This is a genomic window from Rossellomorea sedimentorum (assembly GCF_046237645.1).
Lineage (GTDB): Bacteria > Bacillota > Bacilli > Bacillales > Bacillaceae_B > Rossellomorea > Rossellomorea sedimentorum.
In genome coordinates this window covers 1737013-1760427 of record NZ_CP143546.1, presented here as the reverse complement: position 1 = coordinate 1760427, position 23415 = coordinate 1737013, and the positions used below count along the sequence as shown (strand labels likewise).

The following is a 23415-nucleotide window of genomic DNA, read 5'->3' as shown; positions in this document are numbered from 1 at the left end:
TACACCAACCTGTTCAAGAAGTCCTGACTGGAGAAATTAAATGGAAGCTCGATTGCTTGTTGTATGGCCTAATGATGATGGGTCTTAAACTTCCGCCAAAGCTAAGGGAAACCAGTTCCTCCGTTATCGATTTAAGGGCTTCTGCAAGGAACTTTCCGTCAAAAGAAACGTTTAACGTCTTTTCCCCTCTTACTTCAAGCGGGATTAATCTCTCGGTGATCTGTCCAATTTCCGATGTACTCGATGTCAGCTTAATACTACCTTCATTAGTAAGGGAAAAAGATACATTATTATGCTTCCATTCAGATGCTAGTAAAATGGCCCGTTCGATCCCTTGGAGAAGTTTTGGGCGCGAAACTACAACCTCCGTAGCCGTTTCTTCAGGGATGATCTTTGATATATCAGGATAGTTTCCAGAAATAAGCCTCGTATACAAATGCAAGTCTTCACCTTGGAAAATGACCAAGTTGTCACTTGGATAGATATTTATAAATTCATGTTTATCGACAGCGTTTATCAGTTCATTCATGGCCTTACCCGGTAAAATAAAAGATCCTGAAACCGAGGCTTGCAAGTCTGCTTTTCTGACAGCCATTCTTTGAGAATTCGTTCCGATCATTGTTAGCTGATTTGCTGAAAATACCCAGTTTACCCCTGTAAGAATCGCCCTTGAATCTGAGGTGGATACTGCATAATGAGTCTGTTTGATCATATCAATCATTAGGCTGCCTTTTATTCTGACTCCATTGTTATCTGGAACGTCCGGCATAGCAGGATAATTCTCTTCCTTCAACAGACTTAACGTAGTTTCAATCAGACCACTTGTAATCTTTATCTGATTGTTCATTTTTCTGATGTTTACAGCAGAGTCATCAGGCATCTTTTTAATAAGGTTATGAAAGTGCTTGACCGGTATGACAAATTCCCCTGGCTCTATAACCTTTCCCGCGTCACCCTGATCTAAGTCGATTGCTTTTGCCATGCTGACATCCGAATCTCCCCCTGTCAAGACCAGCTGCTGCAGGTCATTGGCTTCAACCTTGACTCCGGTTAATACAGGGATTGCGGAGGTGCCTGGAATCACTCTTGCCACAATATTCAGTGCTTTTTTCAACTTCTGGCTATCTATTTGAAATTCCATTGTTCTCTCCTTTTTATTAAATCTCTTGCTTTATTGTAACATAATAAATATTCAGAATTATAAAAAGGAGATTTTAATATTACACCAATTTAATTGCTGCAAAACTTCCAACAGTTTGTGCGGATTAGAATATCGCTGCTTCCAATAATCTTCTTTGGAGTATAGGAGTCTGTTAATAAAATACAGACTCTTATCCTAAGTAATTCAGCATGGTCTCTTGCAATTATGATTGAGTAGGACATTTGCCCTTTGCGATATCAACAACTATTCCAGCATCCTCTAGTTTTGCTTCCGCTTCAGCCTGGATAATGTCTTTTAGGGTAGACAGAACTGGTTCAAACTCCACATGCTTTCCCAATTCAAAGCACATCTCATGTTCTATTTCGATCCATGTGGAGATATCACTCTCGTTATGTTGAATTTGAGCTTCCAATTTATCAAGTGCGTTGGCAATCTTCGCCTCGATTGTCTGTTTTCTCTCAAACTCATACCAAAGATCATGTAATTCCTGCCCAGTCTCATTGCCGAGAATGTCTCTAATGTTCTCAATTGCTTTGATTTCGTTATTTATTTTGGCTGTTCTGACTTTCTCATCCACTAGTGTATCGAATGCGGGTATATCTCCCGCTTCAGCTTCTACTAAATCATGAATGATGAGCATCTTAAGCAGCTTTTCCATGTCTGCTTTCACGGATAGTTGGGGTGTGAGGAGGACGGCCATGAGCGTGGTTCTCCATGTATGTTCTGCAACACTTTCCCTTCTCCCATCCGACAGCCAGCTGTGACGAAGTTCGCTTTTCAATTTTTCACCCAGATTAATGATTTTCATAATTTTCATCAAGTCAGCTCTCATTTTTCTCTCCTTAAAAAGCGCACCCTCCTGGAAGGATGCACTAGATAATCCATTATTTTTTTTCGTTATTTTCTTCTTGTGATGCGACTGGCGCATCCCCTGCATGGGCAGACGGTTCTGTCATTGCATTCGGTGTTTGGCCATCTGCCTGGTCTCTGCGGTTGGAATTTCCTCTGGATGCGTATGATTTAAGCAGTTCTCCCACATCTATTCCCGTCATTTCTTTCAACGGTTCCTGCATATCCACCATGGTTTTGGTGATACTTTTCCCAAAAGAAGGGATTCCATTTCCATTCCCTGAATCAATAATTTTAACAGAATCGATGTTATTTAACGGCTGCGCAATCTTCTCGGCAAACAGCGGCAGCATCTCGATCAATTTCTCAGTGATGATGACATCTCCGTGTTTTTCCATGGCTTCTGCCAGTAATTTACGGGCTTCCGCTTCCGCTTTACCGCGTTCACGGATAACATCAGCCTCAGCAGAACCTTCTTCACGACGGATTTTCGCTTTTGCTTCACCATCAATTTCGGCTCTACGGGCTTCCGCTTCTGCCTTTTTAGTAGTTTCGTAGTATTCAGCGTCTGCTTTCGTTTTACGGACCTTGCTTTCCTCTTCCTCGAGCTTAACGGCACGTTCGCGTTCAAGGAATTTCAATGTTAATTCTTCTTCCTTCACTTCTTTTGCCAGTTTAGCTCTCTCCAGCTCATAGGACTGTTCGGATTTGGCTCGCGCTCTCTCTGTTTCTTCCTTAAAAGCAGCGTCTTTAATATCTTTTTCCTTTTTACTTTCAGCTATGGAAATCTGTCGCTTGTATTCTTCCTCTTTAGCCTGCTGATCTGTCTGGGCTCTATGGATTCTTGTTTCACGCTCATTTTCTGCTTCGGCAATTTCAGCGAGTTTACGAACCTCTGCGATACGCGGACGCCCAAGGTTTTCTAAGTAACCATTCTCTTCATCAGCATCACGCAGGTCTGTCAAACCGAGTGAAGTAATCTTGAAGCCCATCAAGTCTAGTTGCTTTTGGGCAACTTCAGCAACATCTGCATTGAATTTCTCACGGTCGCTGTTGATATCTTCTACTGTCATTTTTGACAGGATGGCTCTCAGGTTACTCCCAAGTACTTCAATAATTTCTTCTTCGATTTCATTTTGATCTTTCCCCAGAAACTGTTCAGCATAATTAGCAATTCCGTTAAGGGTATCGGCTACCTTGACCATTGCCACTGCATCAGCAACAATCGGCACTCCACCGTTTGTGTATACCCGCGGTGTTGAAAGCTTCAATTGAAATGATGTCAGGTTGACAGGAGTCGAGGTCTGGAACCTTCTTAAACGGTAACCGCCTCCTCTTATGATTTTCATGGATCTGCCTTCATCGTCAGTAAAGATATTCGATTCTTTTTCCGGATCACCAAGTCTCGGACCGGTAATGATCAAAGCTTGGTTGGACTTCGCTGTACGGTAACGGAATCTCACCCAAAAGAAATATCCCACCCCTGCAATGGCTGCGACAATCAGCACAGGTATCAATATCATCATTATTCCAATAAACTCCATATTGTTTCCCCCTCTTCTTTTATTACCCTCTACATCCCTTTTTTTAAAGGGTATAGTAGATATACGAGGCAGAAAGCCAAAAAGTTTCAAATTTGCTGAGAAAATTGAAATTTATTTCCAATAGTCTCTCATTATTTCCTCACACCACTGTGGTTGTATTACAGTATCTCTTGGTAAAAATTCTCTCATTACGGGTTTGATGTCAAGTATCGGAGTTCCATTAAGACAGTCAAGTCCCTCTACAAAGAGGTTTCTTCCTTCATGTTTTATTAATTTTACAATAGTAACCCCCAAACGGTTCGGCCTGTTCTTACCCCTCTGTGCAAATATCCCTATTTCTGGAAGGCTGCTGTTATTCCTCGGATGCCGGGAACCTGTTATAATGCTGCTCTCCTCCACCAGGTGAAAATAATAAATGATTTCCAGATGTGAAAATTCTTCAATCCCCTCCAAGGACTCCTCATTGAGATGTTCTTCGAGCACGATCTTGGTAATTGTATCTCCCCAATAATCATCCTTAATTTCAGTTCGGCTATTATAAGCTGTTGCAATTGGATCCAGCTTGATCATTTTTCCTCTCCCCCAATACTGTTTCTTCAGATTTATCTTTTACATCAACTGGATGAAACCCTTTTTTTCCTTTTATTTTTTCCTCTTCTTTCAAGTGCGAACAATTACCATATACGTAGGTAACTGCTCTTTTATTACTTGATTTGGGAAGAAGGTTCTTCAAAAGGAGGACTGAAGAAGCAACTTTATGACTTATGACAATAGATAAGGATAAGAAGTAATTCAACAAAAAAGCCGCCTTGCGCAATGCAGGCGACCGTACCTATTCATCAGTATTTTTTGTTTCCTTCCATTTCGAATGCTTGTCATCTTCGTCAAACTCTACAATAACATCCGTTATCCCGCTTTCCCTTAGTATCCTGTCTTCCAAACGATCTTTTATATCATCCGCTTCTGCCACAGTGATGGATGGGTCTACTTCAACAACGAGTTCAACATGATACTCATCGCCTTCTTTTAAAACAGCCACTTCCTGAACGTCCTTCACTCCAGGATCCTTAAAAGCAATCTCTCCGATAACTCTGCTCATCTCTAAATCTGCCTCACCCAAAATGCCTGCCGCATTATCCAGAAATGTTTTACCAACCACTATGAACATCATTATTCCGATAATGATGGAAGCAATTCCTTCCGCTTGATGATAGGGTGTGTAGTAAGAAATTATGATGGCAACAAGCGCTAACAGGCCACCGGCTGTTGCTACGGCATCTTCAAGAAAGACCAGCTTTGTAGCCGCCTTAGCTTTGTTAATGTTCGCGACACTTTTGGTGACAATACTGAATCCCTTTGCCTCCACTCCGACCTCATGCAGGGTTTCCTTCATCGCTTTGAACAAAACAATTGCCTCCAGGATGATCGCTAATGATAAAACGGCCACGCTTATCAGGAACCCTGTAGATTCGGAAGGATGCAGTATATGGTGATACCCTTCAATGATTGTTTCATAAGCCATGATCCCGACAATCAATACCGCAGCTAATAAGACCAGGTTCACCAGCCTGCCAAATCCATTAGGAAAACGCGGGGTAGGAGACTTTTTACTTAATGCAGATCCTATGAATACAAAAAACTGGTTAGCTGAATCGCCTACACTATGCAATGTTTCGGCGAACATTGCAACATTTCCGGTAAAGGCATATGCCACGCCTTTCACCACAGCAATGATACCATTAATAATCGCTGCCAAAAGTGCTGATTTATTCCCTTGCTTTAACAGCTGTAAAAGTTCCGTCATGGCGTTCCTCCTTAGTCAATACTAAAATGGTCTATCAGGTGTGATGAATCTCAATAGTTGAATGTGTCAGATTACAACTGGAAAGCTGATTTCTTATTTTCTCTTTAATCAATTTTGCCTCCCCGGCCTTAAGTCCTTCTTGAAGTTGAACATGTGCAGACATCGCATTTTTTTCACCGTCAATAGACCATATATGCAGATGTGAGATGCTTTCCACACCTTCAATCTCCTTCATATCTTTTTCAACAGCATCCAGATTAATACCTTCCGGGACACCATCCAGGAAAATCTTCATGGTCTTTACGGTCTTTTTGACCGCATTATAAAGAACAAACGCGGCAATACTGATTGCCAAGATCGGATCGAGAATATGAATATCCTTAAACATCAGCACAATACTGACAATCAAAACGCCGACCCACCCAAGGATATCCTCCAGCATATGCCAGCTGAGGATACTTTCATTCATTGAGGAGCCTTTATGAAGCCGGTATGCTGCAATACTGTTCAATGTAATACCCAGGATGGCCAGCCATATCATCCCCTGGGCATTTGGATGCTGAGGGTTAAGTAGACGCGGAAAAGATTCATATAAGACAAGCAGCGAACCAACTATCAAGATGATTCCATTTATAAGGGCACCCAGGAGCGAGAAACGCCGGTGACCAAAACTGAATTGTGAATTCTTGCCCTTCTTGGACAGCTTTTCCAAGTACCAGGAACTTCCCAGCGAAAGAGAATCCCCAAGATCATGAACAGCATCCGATAGAATGGCCATACTGTTTGTCATCAACCCGCCGATAAATTCAATGATCGCGAAAAAGAGATTAATAAAAAAGGCAACTTTAGTATTTTTCACTGAAGAATGTTTGTCTGACATTTTTCTTTCCCCCTCTCCTTAATTCATTTATCCCATATACCCTCAACACCTGATTTTTATTCATACTCATAAGAATATAAAAAAAAGCCGGCAGATGCTCTGCCGGCTTTAAGTACTTCAAAAAGTATTCTGCTTACGCTTTAACAACGTTTGCAGCTTGAGGTCCGCGTTGACCTTGCTCGATGTCGAATGTTACTGTTTGACCTTCGTCAAGAGATTTGAAACCTTCACCTTGAATAGCTGAGAAATGAACAAATACATCTTCTCCACCTTCAACTTCGATGAAACCGAAGCCTTTTTCTGCGTTAAACCATTTTACTGTACCTTTTTCCATTATTGTTGCCTCCTAGTGCGTTTCACACATATTAATACTATCCTTGCTCTCAGCGGTATTCAGAATGATCGATTTCATCCCTTCCTTACATGCCGAACAAAAATAATTCATTACAATCATAACAGGTTACCGGAAGATTTGAAAGCAAAACCATCCTACTAATTGAAAAAATTAGTTAATCTTATCGATTACATACTTAAGACCTGCATGAGCATTGCTGAAAATAGGAGTTTTGCCGGATAATTCTCCAGCAGCTTTAGCAAACTCAGGTGTGATGCCTGCAATCACACACTGTGCCCCAATAAGGGTTAGACAGTCGCATAGCTTTTGGATATAAAATTTAATATTCATGTCAAACTCATAAATTCCGCTCAAGTCCACCACGACATACTCAATCTTACCTGCAGCACATTCATGCAGGACCGAAGCGATCATTCTTTCTGCCCGGTCATTATCAAAGTGTCCGATTAACGGCAATGCAATGGTTCTTTCCCAGACCTTTATGATAGGTACTGATAAAGACTTTATCAATCTTTCCTTTTCCTGGTCCTCTTTTGCCTTTGTTGTAACATCCATCAACATGACAACGTAACCATCGATTTTCTTCATCTGATTTTTTATTGGAGTAATGACTATATCTGCTGCAAATTTTTCTTTGATGGTTATTCTTGCTTTATGTACTTCTGTAAGCTCCTTCATGATTTTCAATTGGTAGGCGGGTGACCTGTGAAAAAAGCCCATATTCAGCCCGATCATATCCTTCGCACTTTCCAATCCGAATAATGGTGCCAGATCAGTCATCAACTTGGCGGCAAAACTGTTCATCCAAGTAACATTATACTCTAAGTCTGCAATAATGATGTTTTCTCCTATACTATTTAAGGCATTTAACAGAGAGAGTTTATCAGGTAATTTTCCGACTGGTTGCATATTCTTTCACCCTTACTTTCAGATTACCCTTATTATACAATAGTTGAAAAATTTACTCTATTAGTAAAAAATCTGAGTTATAAAGCGATGTTCACCATCCTAGTGTATACATTAAAATTACACACTTAAGGCTGAACAGCTTGACATCCTCCCCCACCTTTACATGAAGGTTTTTTTGTAAGGATTGTTGCTCTAAAAAATAGGGCCTGATTTTCCCCTAGGCTACAGGGGTTTTCCTCTCTGAACAGGATGAATTGCTCTTTTCTTTCTTGCTTACCAGGATCATTCTGGTGAATTCTGATCATATCTCTTGAACTTCATAGGAGATAACAACAAAGTTGTAAAAAAGGCCCTATCCGAATAAAGATAAAATCCCCTGATACCCAAAATAAACCCCAAACCCAATTAAGGAGATGCCAGACAATATTGAAATGATTAACAGGATATGCGAGTTAAAATATCTTCGTAATGAAGTCGTCAGCATTGCCACAAAAATGTCCCAAAGTGTCAATCCAAGAAATATCATACTGCTATAAATCAGAAGATCGCCCGTTCCATTTTCAGATGCCGTCTTCGCCAACACGGACCCATAGATACCCAGCCAGAAAAGAATCGAAAGCGGACTTGAGATGGACATGATAAAGCCTGTTAGAAAACACTTGCCCAAGGAATCTCTCTTTCTTGCCGTTTCAATTGAAAAGGATTTGATACTGACCATACTTTCAATCCCTGAATAAATTAAGACAAAACCTCCGAATAGCCACAAAAATACTTGCACGGCCGGGATATCCAAAAATTGAACCATCCCTATATAGACTAAAAGCATCAATATTGCATCTGCCATCATCGACCCTGCTCCTACAACCCACGCATGCCAGAAACCATTTTTGATTCCTTTATCCAGTCTAGCTGAATTTACTGGACCTATTGGTGCTGCCAGAGTAAGGCCCAACAAAATATAACTTAAAAGAATGCTGATACTCAAAGCTCTCTCCACCTTTACAAAAACAGCTTGTACAGTTTATGTTTTCGAAAGAGAGATTAGAAGAAAAATTCTATTTATATTAGAGCTCCGCGATAACTTGGTCCGCCTTTCCATAGAATGCTCTTAAGTTTCTCAACTTATTGGCAAAATGGACGGCAAACCTATTACTGGATTAAATGGGGGTACATGCGCGGCCAGTCACCTACCTTTTTTTCATTAGGCTCTTTTCTCATACTTAGTTGCTATTTACTATTAAGTTCAAGAGGCAGGGCCAGAATTTACAGAAATTAATTTGGTCAGCAGGAAAGAAAAGAGCTTTTCCCCCTTTTCAGAGAGAAAAGCCCTTATATCCAAAGGAAAAATCCGGCCCTTTGGATTTTCCCGATCACAACAATCTTTAAGAAAACAGCTTTTCATTTTTAGATATAGCTTAAGGTTAACGTCGAATCACTATGCGACTAAGGAAGCTGTTTTCATTGCCTTTTTAACCCTCCTGCGTTTAAGGCTGTTTGTAACTTTATCTATAGCTGACCGCTTAACTAAATTTTCTACAGAAAAAGCCTTTTGCTCTTATGCAAAAGGCTCATGTCATTTAAGGAATCTTAAAAGGTCACCATAAATAATATCATCAGACAACTCTAACTCTTTCCTTACCGTTTCTTTAAAAGGCATACACATTGAAGGTGACATTTGCCCGCTTGAATTATCGTAACACACTCCATCATTGAAAGTTACGTCATGTGTGACAAAGCTCCCGTCTCGGAAAATGACAGGGTGCTCATCATTTCTAGTAAAGAGAACGTGTCCGAAAGATAGTTTATTTTCAGTCTGGATACCCAATAAGTGAAGAATGGTTGGGCGGATGTCAATTTCTCCGCCAATTTTGCTGATTACCTCACCTTTTGTCCCAGGAATGTGAATGATTAAAGGAACCTGCTGCAGTTCAACATGGTTGAATGGAGATGCTTCAAGGCCCGTCATTTCAAATACGCCTTCTTCAAACTTTTCAGAGATCCCGTAGTGATCACCATAGAGGACAAACATTGTGTCTTCATACAGTCCCTTTTTCTTAAGATCCTCGAATAATTTCTTAATCGCTTCATCCTGGTAACGAACAGTAGTGACATATCGATTGACGACATCCACTTTCGTCTCGGCCTCATCGATCAATTTATCCTTTTCATCCAAAAGGAACGGAAAATGGTTGGTCAGGGTAATCAGTCTGGTATAGAAAGGCTGGGGCAAGTTTTCCAATTTCCTTGCTGTCTGTTTAAAGAAATCAATATCCTTAATTCCATAGTTGACCGAGTTATCCTCGGTCACATTATAATCCCTCTCAGAATAAAAATGATCATAGCCAAGAGACTTGTACATATTCTCCCGATTCCAAAATGTTCTTTCATTGCCATGAAAAACGGAAGTGTAGTATTCTTCTTCCTTCAGGATGTGCGGGAGACTGTAATATGTGTTTTCAGGTTTCTGAACAAACACCGAACCGCTTGCAAGCGGATATAGACCTGTATCTATCATAAATTCAGAATCAGAGGTTTTTCCCTGTGCTGTTTGATCATAAATATTACTGAAATAAAAGCTGTCTTCTATCAATTCATTTAAAAACGGGGTAATCTCTTCTCCATCTATCTCTCGGTTGATAACAAAATTCTGAGTGGACTCCATGCTGATCAATATGACATTTTTTCCTTTGGCTATTCCAAAAAGGTCGGTTGGATGGCCTTTTTTATTTTTAAGATAGTCTTCCGAAGGCAGAGCATCCGTTTTAGATGCTAACGTCCGATTAAGGGGGGTTACTGCTCCCAATGCAAAGTCAAAAAGATGATAATTGTAAGGTCCTAGAGCTTTGACCAGTCCGTCACGGTCATATGAGGCCGAAAACAGGAAGGGAGACCGGATTAACCCGAGACCGACTGTCAAGGCTACCAACAAGAATCCGGTTGAAGCATACCGAACTTTTTGTTTTGTACCGATCTCTGTTTCCTTGTTCGACCTTTTTCTTAAAAGCCAGGCAATAATAATGAGATCTATTAAGAGCAGGATATCCCATGGACTCATCAGCTCAAGTGTACTTGGTCCAAGGCCCCCTACATTATCAAACTGAAAAAGGATCGGCAGGGTTACAAAATCAGTATAAAAACGATAATACAGTAAATCGCCGTACAATAGAGCGTTTGCAACCATCCAGACTATCCAGAAGAGTGACGGCTTAAAAGATTGGGAAAACAAGAAACTGATCCCAAACAGTAGAATCAAGGACCCGGCCGGGCTAAACAAAATAACAGGTATCTCATATGCGGAAACGACCTTTAGATCAAACCCTAGGAACAAGACAAAAACTGTTTTGATCCATACAGCAATAACAGTGATGAAGACAAGTCTAAGTGAAGTGATGTTTAGAGAAAAGTCTATCTTTTTCATCTTCTTTTTACGACTGCTGCTCTTAATTTGATTGTATTGTATTCTTCTATTAAAATATCCATTGCCTTCATCACTTCATTTCTTTGATATTCGCCCATCAATGCCACCTGCACCTAATTTATTTTCAATAGTTAAGTCACTTTCATAGCTTACTATAATATTTTTACTTTTAAGATTGTCGCCAAACTCTTTTGATGAAGCATCCTTGTGCAGAGGAATAGGAATGATTCCAGGTGTATAAGAGTCATCTCCTAGAAATTCAATCCCTCTTCTGGTAAGAATCCTTTTCACTTCTTTACAAAGATATAAACCTCTGTTCACATCTAAGTTCTTCAAAGCCGAGTGGAGTGCGGCCACCAGATTGAAAGAATGTGTGTATGGTATGCTGTTATTCTGGTCGTACCTTCCTAAATCAAAAAAACGTGGAATGGAAGGGTCAGGCTCCACTTCGTCGCGATGAATAAAGATTGCCAATCCACGATAAGCTCCCCGTTCTCTTCCACTTACAAAACTCGCCAGCGCACAAGGCCATAGCAACTGGATCATTTTCAGTAATAAAAAAACTGGCCGCCATTCCAGCCATCACTTTTGTCACGTCGATAAGAACCGTGAGGATGAAATCCTTTTTCCCAATTACCCGTCCGGTATTTTTAGCACCGTCATTCCCACTATGACAACGTCAAATGTCATCTTTTATATAATACTCTGTCAAGTAGTAAACACCATTCAAGCCTCCCAATCCATAGGACAGGAGACAAACAGCGAATAGCATATACACATCCAATAGTTTTCACGATCATTCATCTGAGTTTACAAAATGAGACTCTATGTAAGATAACGAATCCTGCCATTAAAAAGTTTCATTTTTTTACAAATTACCCAGTACTACTCTTGGTCTCCCCTTCTAATGGGTTCCTGTTTTTTTTCAATTTAGCTTTATTTGCCCGTATAACGTTTTTACTATTCTGCCTGAGGAATGAATATACTTTCTTATCTACAGAAAAGAGGTGAGGAGATGGATTATAAAGCAAACGCCCCGGTCAATGAGCCCTACTGTGCACAGACTTCCGACCCAGCTGTCTCATTTTCGGCAGAAGCTTTTTTTAATGCCGATAAATCAATCAGGACCATCACATTAGATGAATTGCGGGGAAAGTGGGTTGTCCTGTTTTTTTATGGAAGTGATTTCACTTTTGTGTGACCGACTGAGCTGGCAGCGGTCGCTGCTATTTACCCCGGATTTCAATCTTTAAACGCTGAAGTGCTCGCGATCAGCACAGACAGTGTTTATGCCCATAAAGTATTTACTGAGGTCTCTCCGTCTTTAAAAGCGGTAAATTATCCGCTTGTCAGTGACCGAACTCATGAAATTTCCAGAGCGTACGGGGTCCTTAATGAAAAAACTGGAGCAGCACTGAGAGCCACCATCATTATCGATCCTGAAGGCTTCATCGTTTCCAAACTGGTCAATCCTTTAGAGGTCGGCCGAAATGTCTACGAGATTCTGAGAATTCTTCAAGGACTTCAATACAGCCTTGAAACAGGAGAGGTTATGCCTGCCAATTGGACTCCTGGAAATCCGGGTATTGCGAGGCACCCAAACCACTTCGGGAAAATTTAATTGAGGATATGTACAAGATTAAGGTGCAGGTGTGCAATTGTATTTTTGGCTGCCATACCCGCACCAGGTCTTAATCGTCTTTCAACGCTTTTTTTACAGCCTCTTCTGCATGAATGAACGCTGTATCAAAAACAGGGATTTGGGAATCCTTTTCCTTTATTAGTAGGCCTATCTCTGTACAGCCAAGGACTATTCCTTCCGCTCCTCTTCTCTGCAATGAGTTGATGATTCTTTTCATATATTCTCGAGATCCTTCTTCTATCCTGCCGACACAAAGCTCTTCGAATATGATGGAGTTCACTCTTTCTCTTTCGCAGGCATCAGGGATAATGACATGGATTCCTTTTAATCTAAGCCTTTCTTTATAAAAATCCTGCTCCATTGTGTACTTTGTTCCCAGCAGTCCGACTGATTTAATTCCTTTTGCTACGATAGGCACGGCTGCGGCGTCTGCAATATGAAGAACAGGGATACTGACACGTTCAGAAATCTGTTCAATCACTTTGTGCATCGTATTTGTGCACAGAATAATAAAATCCGCTCCTGCAGTTTCTAAAGAATGTGCCGCATCTCCTAATACATTTCCAGCCTTCACCCACTCTCCATTAGATTGAAAACGCTGAATTTCTTCAAAGTCTACACTGTAGAGCATACATTTTGCTGAATGCAGCCCACCCATTTGGTTCTTGACCTGTTGATTGATAAATCTGTAATATTCCGCTGAAGACTCCCAGCTCATCCCGCCGATCATCCCGATCATTTTCACTATCATTCACCTCTATTACTTTCTTTCTATATAGGGACATTATAAAGCATTTTACCATTTTTAGGGGTTTTTTAGGGATTGAGAGGGTTGGATTAGTCTCTTGTTAATGATTTTTTATTTGTTGAGGCTTATGGCGGTGTGTTTGCTGAAATGATATTTAGGCGTTGGCGACGCGCGGGGTGTCATTTCGGGGTGCCGAATCCAATGAAGGACTGCGCGGGCGGCCCGCGGGGTGTCATTTCGGGGTGCCGAACCCAATGAAGGACTGCGCGGGCGACGCGCGGGGTGTCATTTCGGGGTGCCGAACCCAATGAAGGACTGCGCGGCCTGCGCGCGGGGTGTCATTTCGGGGTGCCGAACCCAATGAAGGACTGCGCGGGCGACGCGCGGGGTGTCATTTCGTGGTGCAGCATCCAATTAAGGACTGCGCGGCCGGCGCGCGGGGTGTCATTTCGGGTGCCGAACCCAATGAAGGACTGCTTGGCCGGTGCGCGGGGGCATTTAAAAAATCAAAAGAAAAAAGCCGGCCGCTTCACAGCATGCCGACTCTCTATATAAGAAAGATTTTTATCGAACCTTCTCTTTATCTTTTTGGATTTGTTTGCTTCGCAGCTGACCGCAAGCAGCGTCGATATCCGTTCCATGTTCGGTGCGGACACCGCAGTTAATTCCTTGATCGAGCAGCGTACCATAGAATTCAACGATCGCTTCCTTTGTGCTTCGCTGATATTGTCCATGTTCATCCACTGGATTATAAGGAATTAAATTCACATATGATAAGTGTTTTTTATTTTTTAGAAGTTTTGCAAGCTGTAGTGCTTCTTCTTTATGATCATTAACATCTTTTAACAGAATGTATTCAAACGTAATCCTGCGGTTAGTTTTTTCAAGATAATACTCAATAGCTGGCATAAGCTTTTCAAGCGGATAAGCTTTATTAATCTTCATGATCTGAGTGCGGAGCTCATTATTAGGCGCATGAAGAGATACAGCCAGGTTTACTTGGATATTTTCATCTGCCCAATCATAAATACGATTGGCAAGACCGCTCGTCGAAACAGTGATATGCCTTGCACCAATGGATAGGCCTTTCTGGTCATTTACAACACGAAGGAAGTCCATAAGGTTATCGTAATTATCAAACGGCTCACCGATTCCCATTACGACAATATGACTGACCCTTTCGTCATTTCCTTTGGAATCCAGATGGTGCTGGACATTCATGATCTGTTCAACGATTTCGCCGCTGGATAAATCGCGGTTCTTCCTCAGCAATCCGCTGGCACAGAAAGAACAGCCGATGTTACAGCCAACCTGCGTAGTTACACAAACAGAATACCCATAATTAAACTTCATGAGTACTGTCTCAATCAAATTGCCATCCTGAAGTTTGAACAGAAACTTGATTGTACCGTCTTTAGACTCCTGTTTGATCTCTTCTTTAAGTGTACCCATATAAAAATGTTCTTCGAGCAAAGCGATACAGTTCGCCCCGATATTCTTCATATCTTCAAAGTTGGTTACACGTTTTTTATACAACCAGTCCCAAATTTGAGAAGCACGGAATTTCTTTTCGCCTTTCTCAATAACCCAGGACGTTAGCTGATCTATAGTTAAACCATATATTGAAACTTTTTCCATTGTAAAACCTCATTTCGAAATGTCTAGCCTTTTTCTACTTTTCTATACTACTTAAAGTATGCCAATGTCGCAACCCATTTATAATGAAAAGAAAAATATAATTCATCCAAAGATAAAATTGTCGCTATCATCTACCACAAAGCTTAGAACTGCACGGAGACGTTACATGTATCCTGTTCACCCATCAGGATATCTCCATTTTCCCTTTATCATTCTTGGAGTAAAACCCGGTTAACTAGAATGGTTAACCGGGTTAATGTGCTCCTTCGCTTGAATGACCTTCCCCATGAACAAAAATATGTGTAACATATGGAACTTTTTCCCCATACCATTCGTATTCAATATCATAGGGTGTATGTTCATCAACGACGTTCCATAAATTTTCATCTTTCATTAATAGCTTTTTGCCCTCCACGGTTATGTAGAACTTGCTGTCTGATTCTTCTTTATGACTGATCACAGCGGATTTTATCTTTTCTTTGTGAATCATGGTGTAGTTTCCAATATAATATCCAATACCCGACACCACAATAAGACCAATCAGAATCTTTGCCGGTAGGTTCTTCATAGTGAATTCCTCCTTTTGATGATGAGAGCTCCGCCTCCAGACGGAGAAAATTATCTGTTTAGTTCGTTAGAATAAGACTTAACTATGGTGAGATACATCTGAAAACACCTACGCAAAGGAGCGTTATTATGCTGATAGCCATCGTAACTGTTGTCATGATCTTCTCTATTCCGATTATAGCCATTGTGACAGACCATTTCCAGAAAAGTCAAAAGTACAAGCAGTCCATTCTTAAAGATGAACTTGAACTTGAAAAACTTAAGCATGAAAACTTCGTCATTGAAACAGAGAAGATGAAGTTGGAGCTTGAACGCATGAAATTGGAGCGCCCCAAAGATAAAACCGAGATTTTATAGAGGAATGGTTTACAGGTTTTTTAATGAGGTCAAGTGTATTAGTTAATCCCTCAGCAGCGGCGCCCTCTTCCGACAGTTTGTGTCTGTCCGGGCCCGCCAGCTGCTGGATACCCCCTATTGGCTCGACCCCTGAATGGATAACAGATTTAATTTCAAACCCAATGATGCTTTCATCTAGTACGTGATTGTTCAAATATTCATATTGCCCGCAAAGAGGCCTCCTTTATAGCTCAGTCAGAGTTATCTACTATTTATTGTGGAAGCCGTGTTGGTAAAGCCACTTTTCAATGGAAGAAAAAACCTCAGATAATGAATCCTCTTCAAAAGGGGATTTTAAACCCGCAGCATTTATATGTTCCTTCAAGGAGCGACTTCCCCCTGCTTTACACATCTCCAAATAAGATTTCCATGCCTGTTTGGGATTCCGGCGCGCTAAATCCCATAGTTGAACAGCCAGGATATGGGCTATATCATAGTCTATGAAATAGAATGGATTGAAGTAAATATGGGCTATCCCATGAAAACCGCATCCAGCCTCAAGATACTCATTTCCGTCATAATCTATTTCAGGCTGATAAGATTCTTCCAGCTCTCTCCACTTTTCTTTCCTCTCTCTTTTTGTAGCCTCAGGATGCTCATAAAGGAAATGTTCAAATTCATCAACGGCGCTTGCCAGGGGCATATACATGAAAGCCTCAATTAAATGAGAGAACTTGTACTTCATTGTATCTTCCCCAAAAAAAGCATCCATCCAAGGCAATGTAAGCCGTTCCATTGCGAAAGAGAAAATTTCAGCCGCATCCACCGGGATGATATACTCCGGGCAATTCCAGTTCCTGCTCATGTAAAATTGAAATGCGTGACCCATCTCATGAGTGAAAAGGCTGACATCATTTGCCACACCGGAAAGGTTGGCAAAGATGAACGGATCTTTATCATTTCCGAGATAAGTCGCATAGCCGCCTCCACTCTTTCCTGTACGGGGGAGAACATCATAATTTCCTTTTTCCATGAGTGATTTGAAAAACTTGTCTGTCTCAGTAGAAAGTTTTTCAAATACCACTTTCATTTCATCAAGGATCTGTTTTGTATCGACTTTTAAAGAAGGAGGTCCTTCAGCGTCCATTATTTTATCATCGTAGAATTTTAACTCCCCAACCCCCAACCTATTTTTTTGCATCTCTCTTAAAGAAGACACAAAATCCACACCATGCTTCTTGACTTGCTGCCGATACCTTTTCAAGTCAAACGGAGACAAGTCTGTCCGATTCATCCTCTCGTAACCAAGGGAAACGAAATTCTCCCTTCCCAGTTTTCGGGATATACGTGTTCTTACTATGATCAACTGATGCAGTATGTCATCAAATTTTTCTTCATTTTCAGCAAAAAACATGGCCCGCGCTTCATACGCTGACTGTCTCGTTACTCGGTCGCTGCTCGCCATATATTTAGCCAGGGATGATAAGCCTATCTTGGACCCCTTGTATTCGGCCTCCGCTGTCCCTAACAGTTTTCCATACTCCCCCATAAGCCGGTTTTCCAGTTGAATGTCTTCCTTAATACTTTCATCATAGGAATGAACCTTAGCCTGAGCAAGTCTGAACAACTGTTTTCCCCAGTGTTTTTGAAGCTCTTCTTTTTTGGGCGAACATAAAAGAGACTTGTAATAGTTCTGAACCAGTTTCTGATATTCAGGGTCCATGGAAACTAAGTCATTGTATTCCTTCTCTGCTTTTTCATCATAATGATTTTGCACATGCTGCAACGTATAAGAATTTTTAGCTGTTTCAAAGTCAAAACGCAGATTATTCAATTTTCTTAATAAACGATTGAGATCTTCCAGTTCCTCTGTTTGAGAAAATTCTCTAAGCAGCCCTTCAAATTTTTGACTAAAATCACTAAAACAAAATTGACTTTCGGTATTCTTCTTTTGTTTAATCATACGATCACCCCTTACTTTATACAGTAATATAAATTACTCCTAAACACAACATAATATTCTGAAAATAAAAAAAGCCCGAAGGAATCGGACTTACTATCATCATTGATTATTGTATTCTTCTGATGAAGATATTTTTAGGTCTTGATGCTTCCCTTTCATTAATAAGCTTTTTCTAATGATTCCCTCGAGAGTCATTGTAAATCTGATCCATACTCTAAATATCCTTAATATCACTTTCGCAGCAGCAGCCGATCCGTCTATAATGCCGGAAATCTGCAGAACCTTCATTCTCTATCCATAAAATCTCCTCTTTTTTGTCGATTCGCTTACATAAGAACTGGCTCAACAGAATGTTCCCTGTTGTTTTTCTCTAAGTAACTAAGTAAGTCGCGGCTGTTCAATGGCTTACTATAGTGATAGCCTTGGGCATAATTGCAGTGCTGGCTAAGGAGGAAGAGTTCCTGTTGAGGCAGTTCCACTCCTTCTGCGACCACTTCAAGCCCTAGATTCCCTGCAATTGACAGGATTGCCTTGACAATGGCATCGTCTTTTCCACTGTCATTGACACTCTTAATAAATGAACGATCAATTTTTATCGTTTGGATGGAAAAGTCTTTCAGGTAACTGAGTGAACTGTATCCTGTTCCGAAGTCATCAATAGAAATCCCTAATCCACTCTCTCTGAATTTCTTCAAAGTTGAGAGGGTATGCTGGGTATTGGTCATCGCCATTGATTCTGTTATTTCAATGGTCACAAGGGAAAGTGGCATTCCGGTTTCTTTTATGATCCCTGAAAGAATTTCAAAAATATCTTTCTTTGAAAATTGTTTCAGCGAGAGGTTGATGGCAACACTGTATCTTTTATCCAGCATTTGATTCCATTCTTGAACCTGCCGGCAAGCTTCCTTTACTACCCATTCGCCAATTGGAACAATCACCCCTGTTTCTTCCGCGATATGTATGAACTCCCCTGGACCAATCATCCCTCTCTCGGGATGATGCCATCTTAATAAGGCCTCAAACCCGATCACCTTCTTCTCTTTCAGACTGACCACGGGCTGATAGTGCACTTCAAACTCCTCGTTCAACAAAGCTTTACTTAAATCTGCCTGGAGAGTAATTTCCTTCCTGAACCGCTGCTCAAGCTGCTCGTTAAATAGGGTAAATGAATTGCGTCCGTCTCCCTTCGTCTTATACATACTGATATCTGCCTTGATTAGTAACTCGCCAGTTGTGATGGCATTTTCAGGAAAAGCAGAAACCCCTATAGAAGCGGTAACGGTCATTTGCCGGCCATCAATTATGAGCGGCGTTGAAAAATAATCCAATAGAGTGGAACAAAAGTCTTCTACAGAGTTTGGATTACTGTCTTTGTGATAAATGATGATAAATTCATCCCCGCCCAATCTCCCTGCTATATCTTTAGGGCCGAGTTTGCTTTTAATAAATGCTGCCACTTGTTTCAGGACTTCATCTCCAATGAAATGCCCATGAGTATCATTGATATGCTTAAAATAATCCAGGTCGAGGAGTAATAGATAAAAGGCTTGGTTGTCGGCCGTCTTTTTAGCTAATGCTTCCTGTACATAAGAACGATTCTTCAACCCTGTAAGAGAATCATGATAGGCCATGTAATTGAGTGTTTCTCTTTCATCCAGGTACTGTCTTTCCCCTTTGCTGACAGTAAGGACGAACAGGAGGATGACACTGATATATTCAATATTGAACATATCATTATTGACCGTAATGCGAAATGCTTCAGTGACTGTCAATAGGGCCCCGAAGAGAGAGTGTCCGCAAATCAGCGAGATCACAATCAGCGAAACATTCCGGACTTTATCAGGGGCATGAAGCTGGTCAAACCTGATCTGCTGCAAAATCCTTGTAAGTAAAAATAAAGTTATCACTGTATGTAATACCGCAAAAAGCAAGGTATTGTTGAATATATATGTATTAAAGCTCGTAAGTTCTAAATAATAGTTACACTGAATGGCAATCAGGAAAACACCTGAAATAGCACTGCTGATAAAATATCCCACTGAATTCTTGGCTTGTTCGATATTTTTTAGATTATAGAAAACCAGACAGAACGCCAATATTGTAAACACAAACAGACTCATGATTGTATACCAGCTGTCCTGCAATTGAATCTGAACATATAGTCCATGTTCAAATGTCAAAAGGGCGATAACAAACCAAATGACTGCAGAAGCTGCCAAGGAATTAATCCCGACAGCCTTATTGTCCCGAAAGAGGATACTGTACTTCAATAATCCATAAACAGAAGCACTGATCACTAATATGGAAATTAGTATATATATATTCTCGGTGCTCACTCATTCGACCCCTTCCAAACAACCCTACATAAAATTTATGGATGATGCTATTAATAGATAGGTATATATTCCTATCTATTATAGTGAAAGTTTATTTTACTCTACAAGCCCTTTTTTTCAAATTAATGAACTCTCTACACCCTTCGAATGCCTCCAAGAGTATATTTTTATCAGTTTTCTTAAGAGAAATTGATAGAGCTCATTTTATTGTGCTTCTACTGCCATTACTCTTTCTGTCAAGAGCTACTTTTATCTCATCTGAGACTACTGCAAGAACTTCTTATAATGCTTTTAAATATTTCAGAATTCTTTTTCATTTTACCATATTCTTCTTTTATCTACAGAATTATTTTTAAATTAATAGGGGAGGTGTCGATTTATGTGGGTTTGGTGGGTTTAGTTACAGAAATTTGTCCGGGTTGCCAGCCAACACTTCTCTTTTTTAATCCTCATTTGATTCGAGCCTGGCTTTAAGGGATAGATCTCATTAACACCTTACCGGCTTTTCGCCCCTTTTCCTGATTCTCTTTGGGTTGTTTCTCATATTCATGGATCAACAGCTAGGTCTTTTGGAGCTCAATGCCCCACCAGCCACTTATACAGACCAGGACCCCATCTGCCTCTGTATCTCATTGACCTCTAACCTTTACGACTTGCATGCAAAAAGACCGGTCTGTGTAATTGACCGGTCTTCCCTGCTTTTATTGAATGGGCATAAATGAAACATTCCAAATGCCATCATCGTCTTTCATCATTCTAAAGCCCATCATTCCATTAGCGGTATAAAATTTAATGTAACCAGACTTCCCGTCTTCTCTTTCTAAGAATTCTCCATCCTGTATGCCATTAAAAGCTTCCAGAATCTCTTCTCTTGAGTATTCTTCACTGTTGTTTTCGAACTCTAAATGTTCTTCTTTCGTCCATCGAACGTATCCTTCCTTGTCTGTGTACAGCGCGTACTCTGCTTCCGGATTGTTCTCCAGTTCGGCATGAACATAAAGTTTAGCGACACTTACCGGGCCCAGATTCCTCAGGTGCTCTTCATCAAAATCCAACACGAATTTGTCATAGGCCTCTTGTTCTATATCGGTCAAGGTAAATTCTTCTACAGAGGTCCTCGCAGCGGCTTTGGATTGTGAAGACCCCTCCGTATTATCTCCAAAAGAGAAAGGTAACTGCTCATCCAGCTTCCACCCGTTTTCATATTGAAGAGTCAACTCAAAAAGTTGAGATTGATCACTGTTTTCGACAGGCACTATATACTCCGCCAGTCTGGTGTTTTTTCCATCTTTCGTGAACATTTTAACTTCCCCGTCACCCCACAGTAAATTACCAGTTACATATTTATTGGGCTGAGCAAGTTTTTCGTCCACTACCTTGAAAGGAATTTCATTATAGATTTTTGAAGCAGCTCTTTCTGTGTACTTTTCTTGAAGATAGAGCTGAACTGCCTTTTCTGTCAGAAAATCTTCACCCATGTACCGGTACTCCTTGCCGTCATGCTGAAAAACCTCCCCCGTTTCAGGGCCGCCGCCATTTACAACGACTGAATAATGGGAGAATGCAGTACCAATCAACTCCCTCGCTTCTTCTTCAGTGATTTCTGGGATGGTTTCAGATATTGGAGGATCCATATTTTCTGCAGGTGAGACACCATCTTGAGTTTTATCGGAAATAAGGAGGTCCGTTCCAATATAAATTCCACCGAATAATAACGCTGCTGCAACAAGGTTGGGGATCCAATGAAGAAGTTTTCTTTTGTTGGTTTCAAATCGGTTTTCTAAAAGTTTATTTCGCAGTTCCTGTTTAAATTCCGCACGCGGATTTAAGTCAGGACGATTTTTCAAAGGTTCCAGAAGCTGGTCAACCTCTCTTTTGTTCATTGAAAATCACCACTCCTTCACTGGATTTAGACAGCTTGTTCTTCAGCAGTTTAATAGCACGATGAAAGTCCACTTTCACTTTTGATTCTTTCCAATTTAAAATCTCCGCTGTTTCTTTTACGGAATATTCTCTCAAGCCCCTCAGAATAACGACACTCCGAAAGTCCGGTTTCAATGTAGACAAAGCTTTTTGCAGTGTCTCCCAATCATTGGTATGGTCCAATTCGGTTTCCGGGTTTCCCTCATTGCTTTTTCCTAAATGTGAGATGATGTCGGGCAAAATGGAGATCATTTTTCTTTTTCGATAATGGTCTACTGCTGTCCTTCTGGCAATGGACAGGATCCATGTTTTGACCGAAGATCGTTGCTCAAATTGTCCATAACTTTTAAATGCCTTAATAAATGTATCTTGAGTCAAGTCTTCAGCTTCTGACTGACTGTTAGTAAAATATAACAGATAGTGATAAACATCCTGAAAATGCATTTCATATAGATCATGCAATTGTGTCTCTTTCAATCCCTTCCCCCCCTTTGACTTACACATTAGTCGTATCTCTCTTATAAATGGTTTCAATTTGTTGAAAAAAACATAAAATTTTTTCTAGTTGGTTTGTACGCTGCTTTTAATACATAAAGTGGTGCAGTCTATTAGAGGTGACTACCATGTGTACAATCCTTATTAGGGCTGTATTTAGATTAATCGGAGACTCCATAAAAAAAGAAGCCAGTCACATCGGCTCCCTTTAAAATTATGTATCTGCGTTAAATTGAGCATGCAACTTTTTTTATGAGTGACAAATCTTCAGGATACAGTTGCGGAAGACTCTCAAACTCCGCTACCGATTTCCAGCAGGCTTTCTCGATGTTTAGGTCAGGATCGTTGACTCCTATTTCCCCGCCTGTTTTCGGTTTGAAAGTAGTGGGTAGTCACGTTAATTCCCTGAATCACTGTTTTTTTTTACCTGCATTTTTTTATAATCCTTACATTGCAGCCTGTTTCTTCTTGGCTCTTTTCTAAAAATCTCTTGCTAGTCACTATGAAATTCAAGAGCAATAGCCATATTTCACAGAATTTATCCTGGTAAACAAGAAAGAAGAGAGCCATTCATCCTGTTCCGTTAGATAAGCCCTTGTACCCGAGGGAAAAATCCGGCCCTTTAGATTTTTACGATAGCAACAATCTATACGAACACAGCGTTCTTCTTTCACTTCACGGATGCAGCACTCTTCGGGTGACTCTCCTGATTCACTGCCTCACGATGGAACACTCCAACTGTCTGCGTTATATCCTTTACCGACAAGAACTTTTATGTAATCATTTATACAAATTGCTGCAGAGCGTTTCCATTCTTTCATGTCCGTCCCTAAAAATTTTCAGTCC

General features: G+C 40.6%; 21 protein-coding genes. 2 read left to right on the top strand and 19 right to left on the bottom strand.

Going from position 1 to position 23415, the window contains the following annotated elements; translation table 11 throughout:
• Window positions 1-13: 13 nt before the first annotated feature.
• The 12 genes from dnaN to V1502_RS08470 form a co-directional block, all read right to left on the bottom strand.
• Window positions 14-1141 (bottom strand): DNA polymerase III subunit beta, encoded by a 1128-nt coding sequence (gene dnaN / locus V1502_RS08525; RefSeq protein ID WP_409253928.1) that lies wholly within the window; start codon window positions 1139-1141, stop codon window positions 14-16.
• A 223-nt stretch (window positions 1142-1364) separates the two neighbouring features.
• The gene (locus V1502_RS08520) at window positions 1365-1994 is read right to left on the bottom strand and encodes an HD domain-containing protein (RefSeq protein WP_409253927.1); all 630 of its coding nucleotides are present in this window, start codon (window positions 1992-1994) and stop codon (window positions 1365-1367) included.
• Between the two features lie 52 nt (window positions 1995-2046).
• Window positions 2047-3555, bottom strand: coding sequence for a flotillin family protein (locus V1502_RS08515; protein ID WP_409253926.1), 1509 nt, complete (start codon window positions 3553-3555; stop codon window positions 2047-2049).
• 111 nt (window positions 3556-3666) lie between these two features.
• Window positions 3667-4125 carry an SAM-dependent methyltransferase gene (locus V1502_RS08510; RefSeq protein ID WP_409253925.1) on the bottom strand — a complete coding sequence of 153 codons (459 nt, stop codon included), beginning with the start codon at window positions 4123-4125 and terminating at the stop codon, window positions 3667-3669.
• Window positions 4126-4387: 262 nt separating this feature from the next.
• Window positions 4388-5359: a cation diffusion facilitator family transporter gene (locus V1502_RS08505; protein WP_409253924.1), complete on the bottom strand. Its 972-nt coding sequence runs from the start codon at window positions 5357-5359 to the stop codon at window positions 4388-4390.
• 34 nt (window positions 5360-5393) lie between these two features.
• Window positions 5394-6239, bottom strand: a complete 846-nt coding sequence (locus V1502_RS08500) for a cation diffusion facilitator family transporter (protein WP_409253923.1) — start codon at window positions 6237-6239, stop codon at window positions 5394-5396.
• A 133-nt stretch (window positions 6240-6372) separates the two neighbouring features.
• The gene (locus V1502_RS08495) at window positions 6373-6573 is read right to left on the bottom strand and encodes a cold-shock protein (RefSeq protein ID WP_409253922.1); all 201 of its coding nucleotides are present in this window, start codon (window positions 6571-6573) and stop codon (window positions 6373-6375) included.
• A 171-nt stretch (window positions 6574-6744) separates the two neighbouring features.
• Entirely contained in the window at window positions 6745-7503 is a 759-nt protein-coding gene (locus V1502_RS08490) for an STAS domain-containing protein (protein ID WP_409253921.1), read from the bottom strand.
• Between the two features lie 352 nt (window positions 7504-7855).
• Window positions 7856-8488 carry a LysE family transporter gene (locus V1502_RS08485; RefSeq protein ID WP_409253920.1) on the bottom strand — a complete coding sequence of 211 codons (633 nt, stop codon included), beginning with the start codon at window positions 8486-8488 and terminating at the stop codon, window positions 7856-7858.
• 588 nt (window positions 8489-9076) lie between these two features.
• On the bottom strand, window positions 9077-10921 hold the full coding sequence (locus V1502_RS08480; protein ID WP_409253919.1) for an LTA synthase family protein: 1845 nt from the start codon (window positions 10919-10921) through the stop codon (window positions 9077-9079).
• A gap of 75 nt (window positions 10922-10996) precedes the next feature.
• Window positions 10997-11395, bottom strand: a complete 399-nt coding sequence (locus tag V1502_RS08475) for a hypothetical protein (protein WP_409253918.1) — start codon at window positions 11393-11395, stop codon at window positions 10997-10999.
• The gene (locus V1502_RS08470; RefSeq protein ID WP_409254309.1) at window positions 11358-11537 is read right to left on the bottom strand and encodes a hypothetical protein; all 180 of its coding nucleotides are present in this window, start codon (window positions 11535-11537) and stop codon (window positions 11358-11360) included. The genes V1502_RS08475 and V1502_RS08470 overlap by 38 nt, the downstream gene beginning before the upstream one ends.
• A 399-nt stretch (window positions 11538-11936) precedes the next feature.
• Between V1502_RS08470 and V1502_RS08465 the strand changes: the two genes are divergently transcribed.
• Window positions 11937-12542, top strand: coding sequence for a peroxiredoxin (locus V1502_RS08465; RefSeq protein ID WP_409253917.1), 606 nt, complete (start codon window positions 11937-11939; stop codon window positions 12540-12542).
• Window positions 12543-12612: 70 nt separating this feature from the next.
• Here the strand turns inward: V1502_RS08465 and V1502_RS08460 are convergent, their stop codons facing one another.
• The 3 genes from V1502_RS08460 to V1502_RS08450 all read right to left on the bottom strand — a co-directional run bounded on the left by V1502_RS08460 (window position 12613) and on the right by V1502_RS08450 (window position 15517).
• A complete protein-coding gene (locus tag V1502_RS08460; protein ID WP_409253916.1) occupies window positions 12613-13308 on the bottom strand; it encodes an aspartate/glutamate racemase family protein in 696 nt (231 codons plus the stop codon).
• Between the two features lie 567 nt (window positions 13309-13875).
• On the bottom strand, window positions 13876-14949 hold the full coding sequence (gene rlmN / locus V1502_RS08455; RefSeq protein ID WP_409253915.1) for a 23S rRNA (adenine(2503)-C(2))-methyltransferase RlmN: 1074 nt from the start codon (window positions 14947-14949) through the stop codon (window positions 13876-13878).
• Between the two features lie 253 nt (window positions 14950-15202).
• Window positions 15203-15517, bottom strand: coding sequence for a hypothetical protein (locus V1502_RS08450; RefSeq protein WP_409253914.1), 315 nt, complete (start codon window positions 15515-15517; stop codon window positions 15203-15205).
• Window positions 15518-15645: 128 nt separating this feature from the next.
• On the opposite strand from V1502_RS08450, the gene V1502_RS08445 reads away from it, so the two are divergent.
• Window positions 15646-15873, top strand: a complete 228-nt coding sequence (locus V1502_RS08445) for a hypothetical protein (protein WP_409253913.1) — start codon at window positions 15646-15648, stop codon at window positions 15871-15873.
• A 247-nt stretch (window positions 15874-16120) separates the two neighbouring features.
• Here the strand turns inward: V1502_RS08445 and V1502_RS08440 are convergent, their stop codons facing one another.
• The 4 genes from V1502_RS08440 to V1502_RS08425 all read right to left on the bottom strand — a co-directional run bounded on the left by V1502_RS08440 (window position 16121) and on the right by V1502_RS08425 (window position 22551).
• Window positions 16121-17815 carry a M3 family oligoendopeptidase gene (locus V1502_RS08440; protein WP_409253912.1) on the bottom strand — a complete coding sequence of 565 codons (1695 nt, stop codon included), beginning with the start codon at window positions 17813-17815 and terminating at the stop codon, window positions 16121-16123.
• Between the two features lie 326 nt (window positions 17816-18141).
• Window positions 18142-20151 (bottom strand): putative bifunctional diguanylate cyclase/phosphodiesterase, encoded by a 2010-nt coding sequence (locus V1502_RS08435; protein ID WP_409253911.1) that lies wholly within the window; start codon window positions 20149-20151, stop codon window positions 18142-18144.
• 701 nt (window positions 20152-20852) lie between these two features.
• Window positions 20853-22034 carry a DL-endopeptidase inhibitor IseA family protein gene (locus tag V1502_RS08430; RefSeq protein WP_409253910.1) on the bottom strand — a complete coding sequence of 394 codons (1182 nt, stop codon included), beginning with the start codon at window positions 22032-22034 and terminating at the stop codon, window positions 20853-20855.
• On the bottom strand, window positions 22015-22551 hold the full coding sequence (locus V1502_RS08425) for an RNA polymerase sigma factor (RefSeq protein WP_409253909.1): 537 nt from the start codon (window positions 22549-22551) through the stop codon (window positions 22015-22017). Before V1502_RS08425 ends, V1502_RS08430 begins: the two co-directional genes overlap by 20 nt.
• Window positions 22552-23415 lie beyond the last annotated feature (864 nt).

Bases quoted from the DNA above. Each gene is read 5' to 3' on its own strand.
- dnaN (WP_409253928.1), bottom strand. From the start codon at position 1,141: ATGGAATTTCAAATAGATAGCCAGAAGTTGAAAAAAGCACTGAATATT.
- V1502_RS08520 (WP_409253927.1), bottom strand. From the start codon at position 1,994: ATGAGAGCTGACTTGATGAAAATTATGAAAATCATTAATCTGGGTGAA.
- V1502_RS08515 (WP_409253926.1), bottom strand. From the start codon at position 3,555: ATGGAGTTTATTGGAATAATGATGATATTGATACCTGTGCTGATTGTC.
- V1502_RS08510 (WP_409253925.1), bottom strand. From the start codon at position 4,125: ATGATCAAGCTGGATCCAATTGCAACAGCTTATAATAGCCGAACTGAA.
- V1502_RS08505 (WP_409253924.1), bottom strand. From the start codon at position 5,359: ATGACGGAACTTTTACAGCTGTTAAAGCAAGGGAATAAATCAGCACTT.
- V1502_RS08500 (WP_409253923.1), bottom strand. From the start codon at position 6,239: ATGTCAGACAAACATTCTTCAGTGAAAAATACTAAAGTTGCCTTTTTT.
- V1502_RS08495 (WP_409253922.1), bottom strand. From the start codon at position 6,573: ATGGAAAAAGGTACAGTAAAATGGTTTAACGCAGAAAAAGGCTTCGGT.
- V1502_RS08490 (WP_409253921.1), bottom strand. From the start codon at position 7,503: ATGCAACCAGTCGGAAAATTACCTGATAAACTCTCTCTGTTAAATGCC.
- V1502_RS08480 (WP_409253919.1), bottom strand. From the start codon at position 10,921: ATGAAAAAGATAGACTTTTCTCTAAACATCACTTCACTTAGACTTGTC.
- rlmN (WP_409253915.1), bottom strand. From the start codon at position 14,949: ATGGAAAAAGTTTCAATATATGGTTTAACTATAGATCAGCTAACGTCC.
- V1502_RS08450 (WP_409253914.1), bottom strand. From the start codon at position 15,517: ATGAAGAACCTACCGGCAAAGATTCTGATTGGTCTTATTGTGGTGTCG.
- V1502_RS08445 (WP_409253913.1), top strand. From the start codon at position 15,646: ATGCTGATAGCCATCGTAACTGTTGTCATGATCTTCTCTATTCCGATT.
- V1502_RS08440 (WP_409253912.1), bottom strand. From the start codon at position 17,815: ATGATTAAACAAAAGAAGAATACCGAAAGTCAATTTTGTTTTAGTGAT.
- V1502_RS08430 (WP_409253910.1), bottom strand. From the start codon at position 22,034: ATGAACAAAAGAGAGGTTGACCAGCTTCTGGAACCTTTGAAAAATCGT.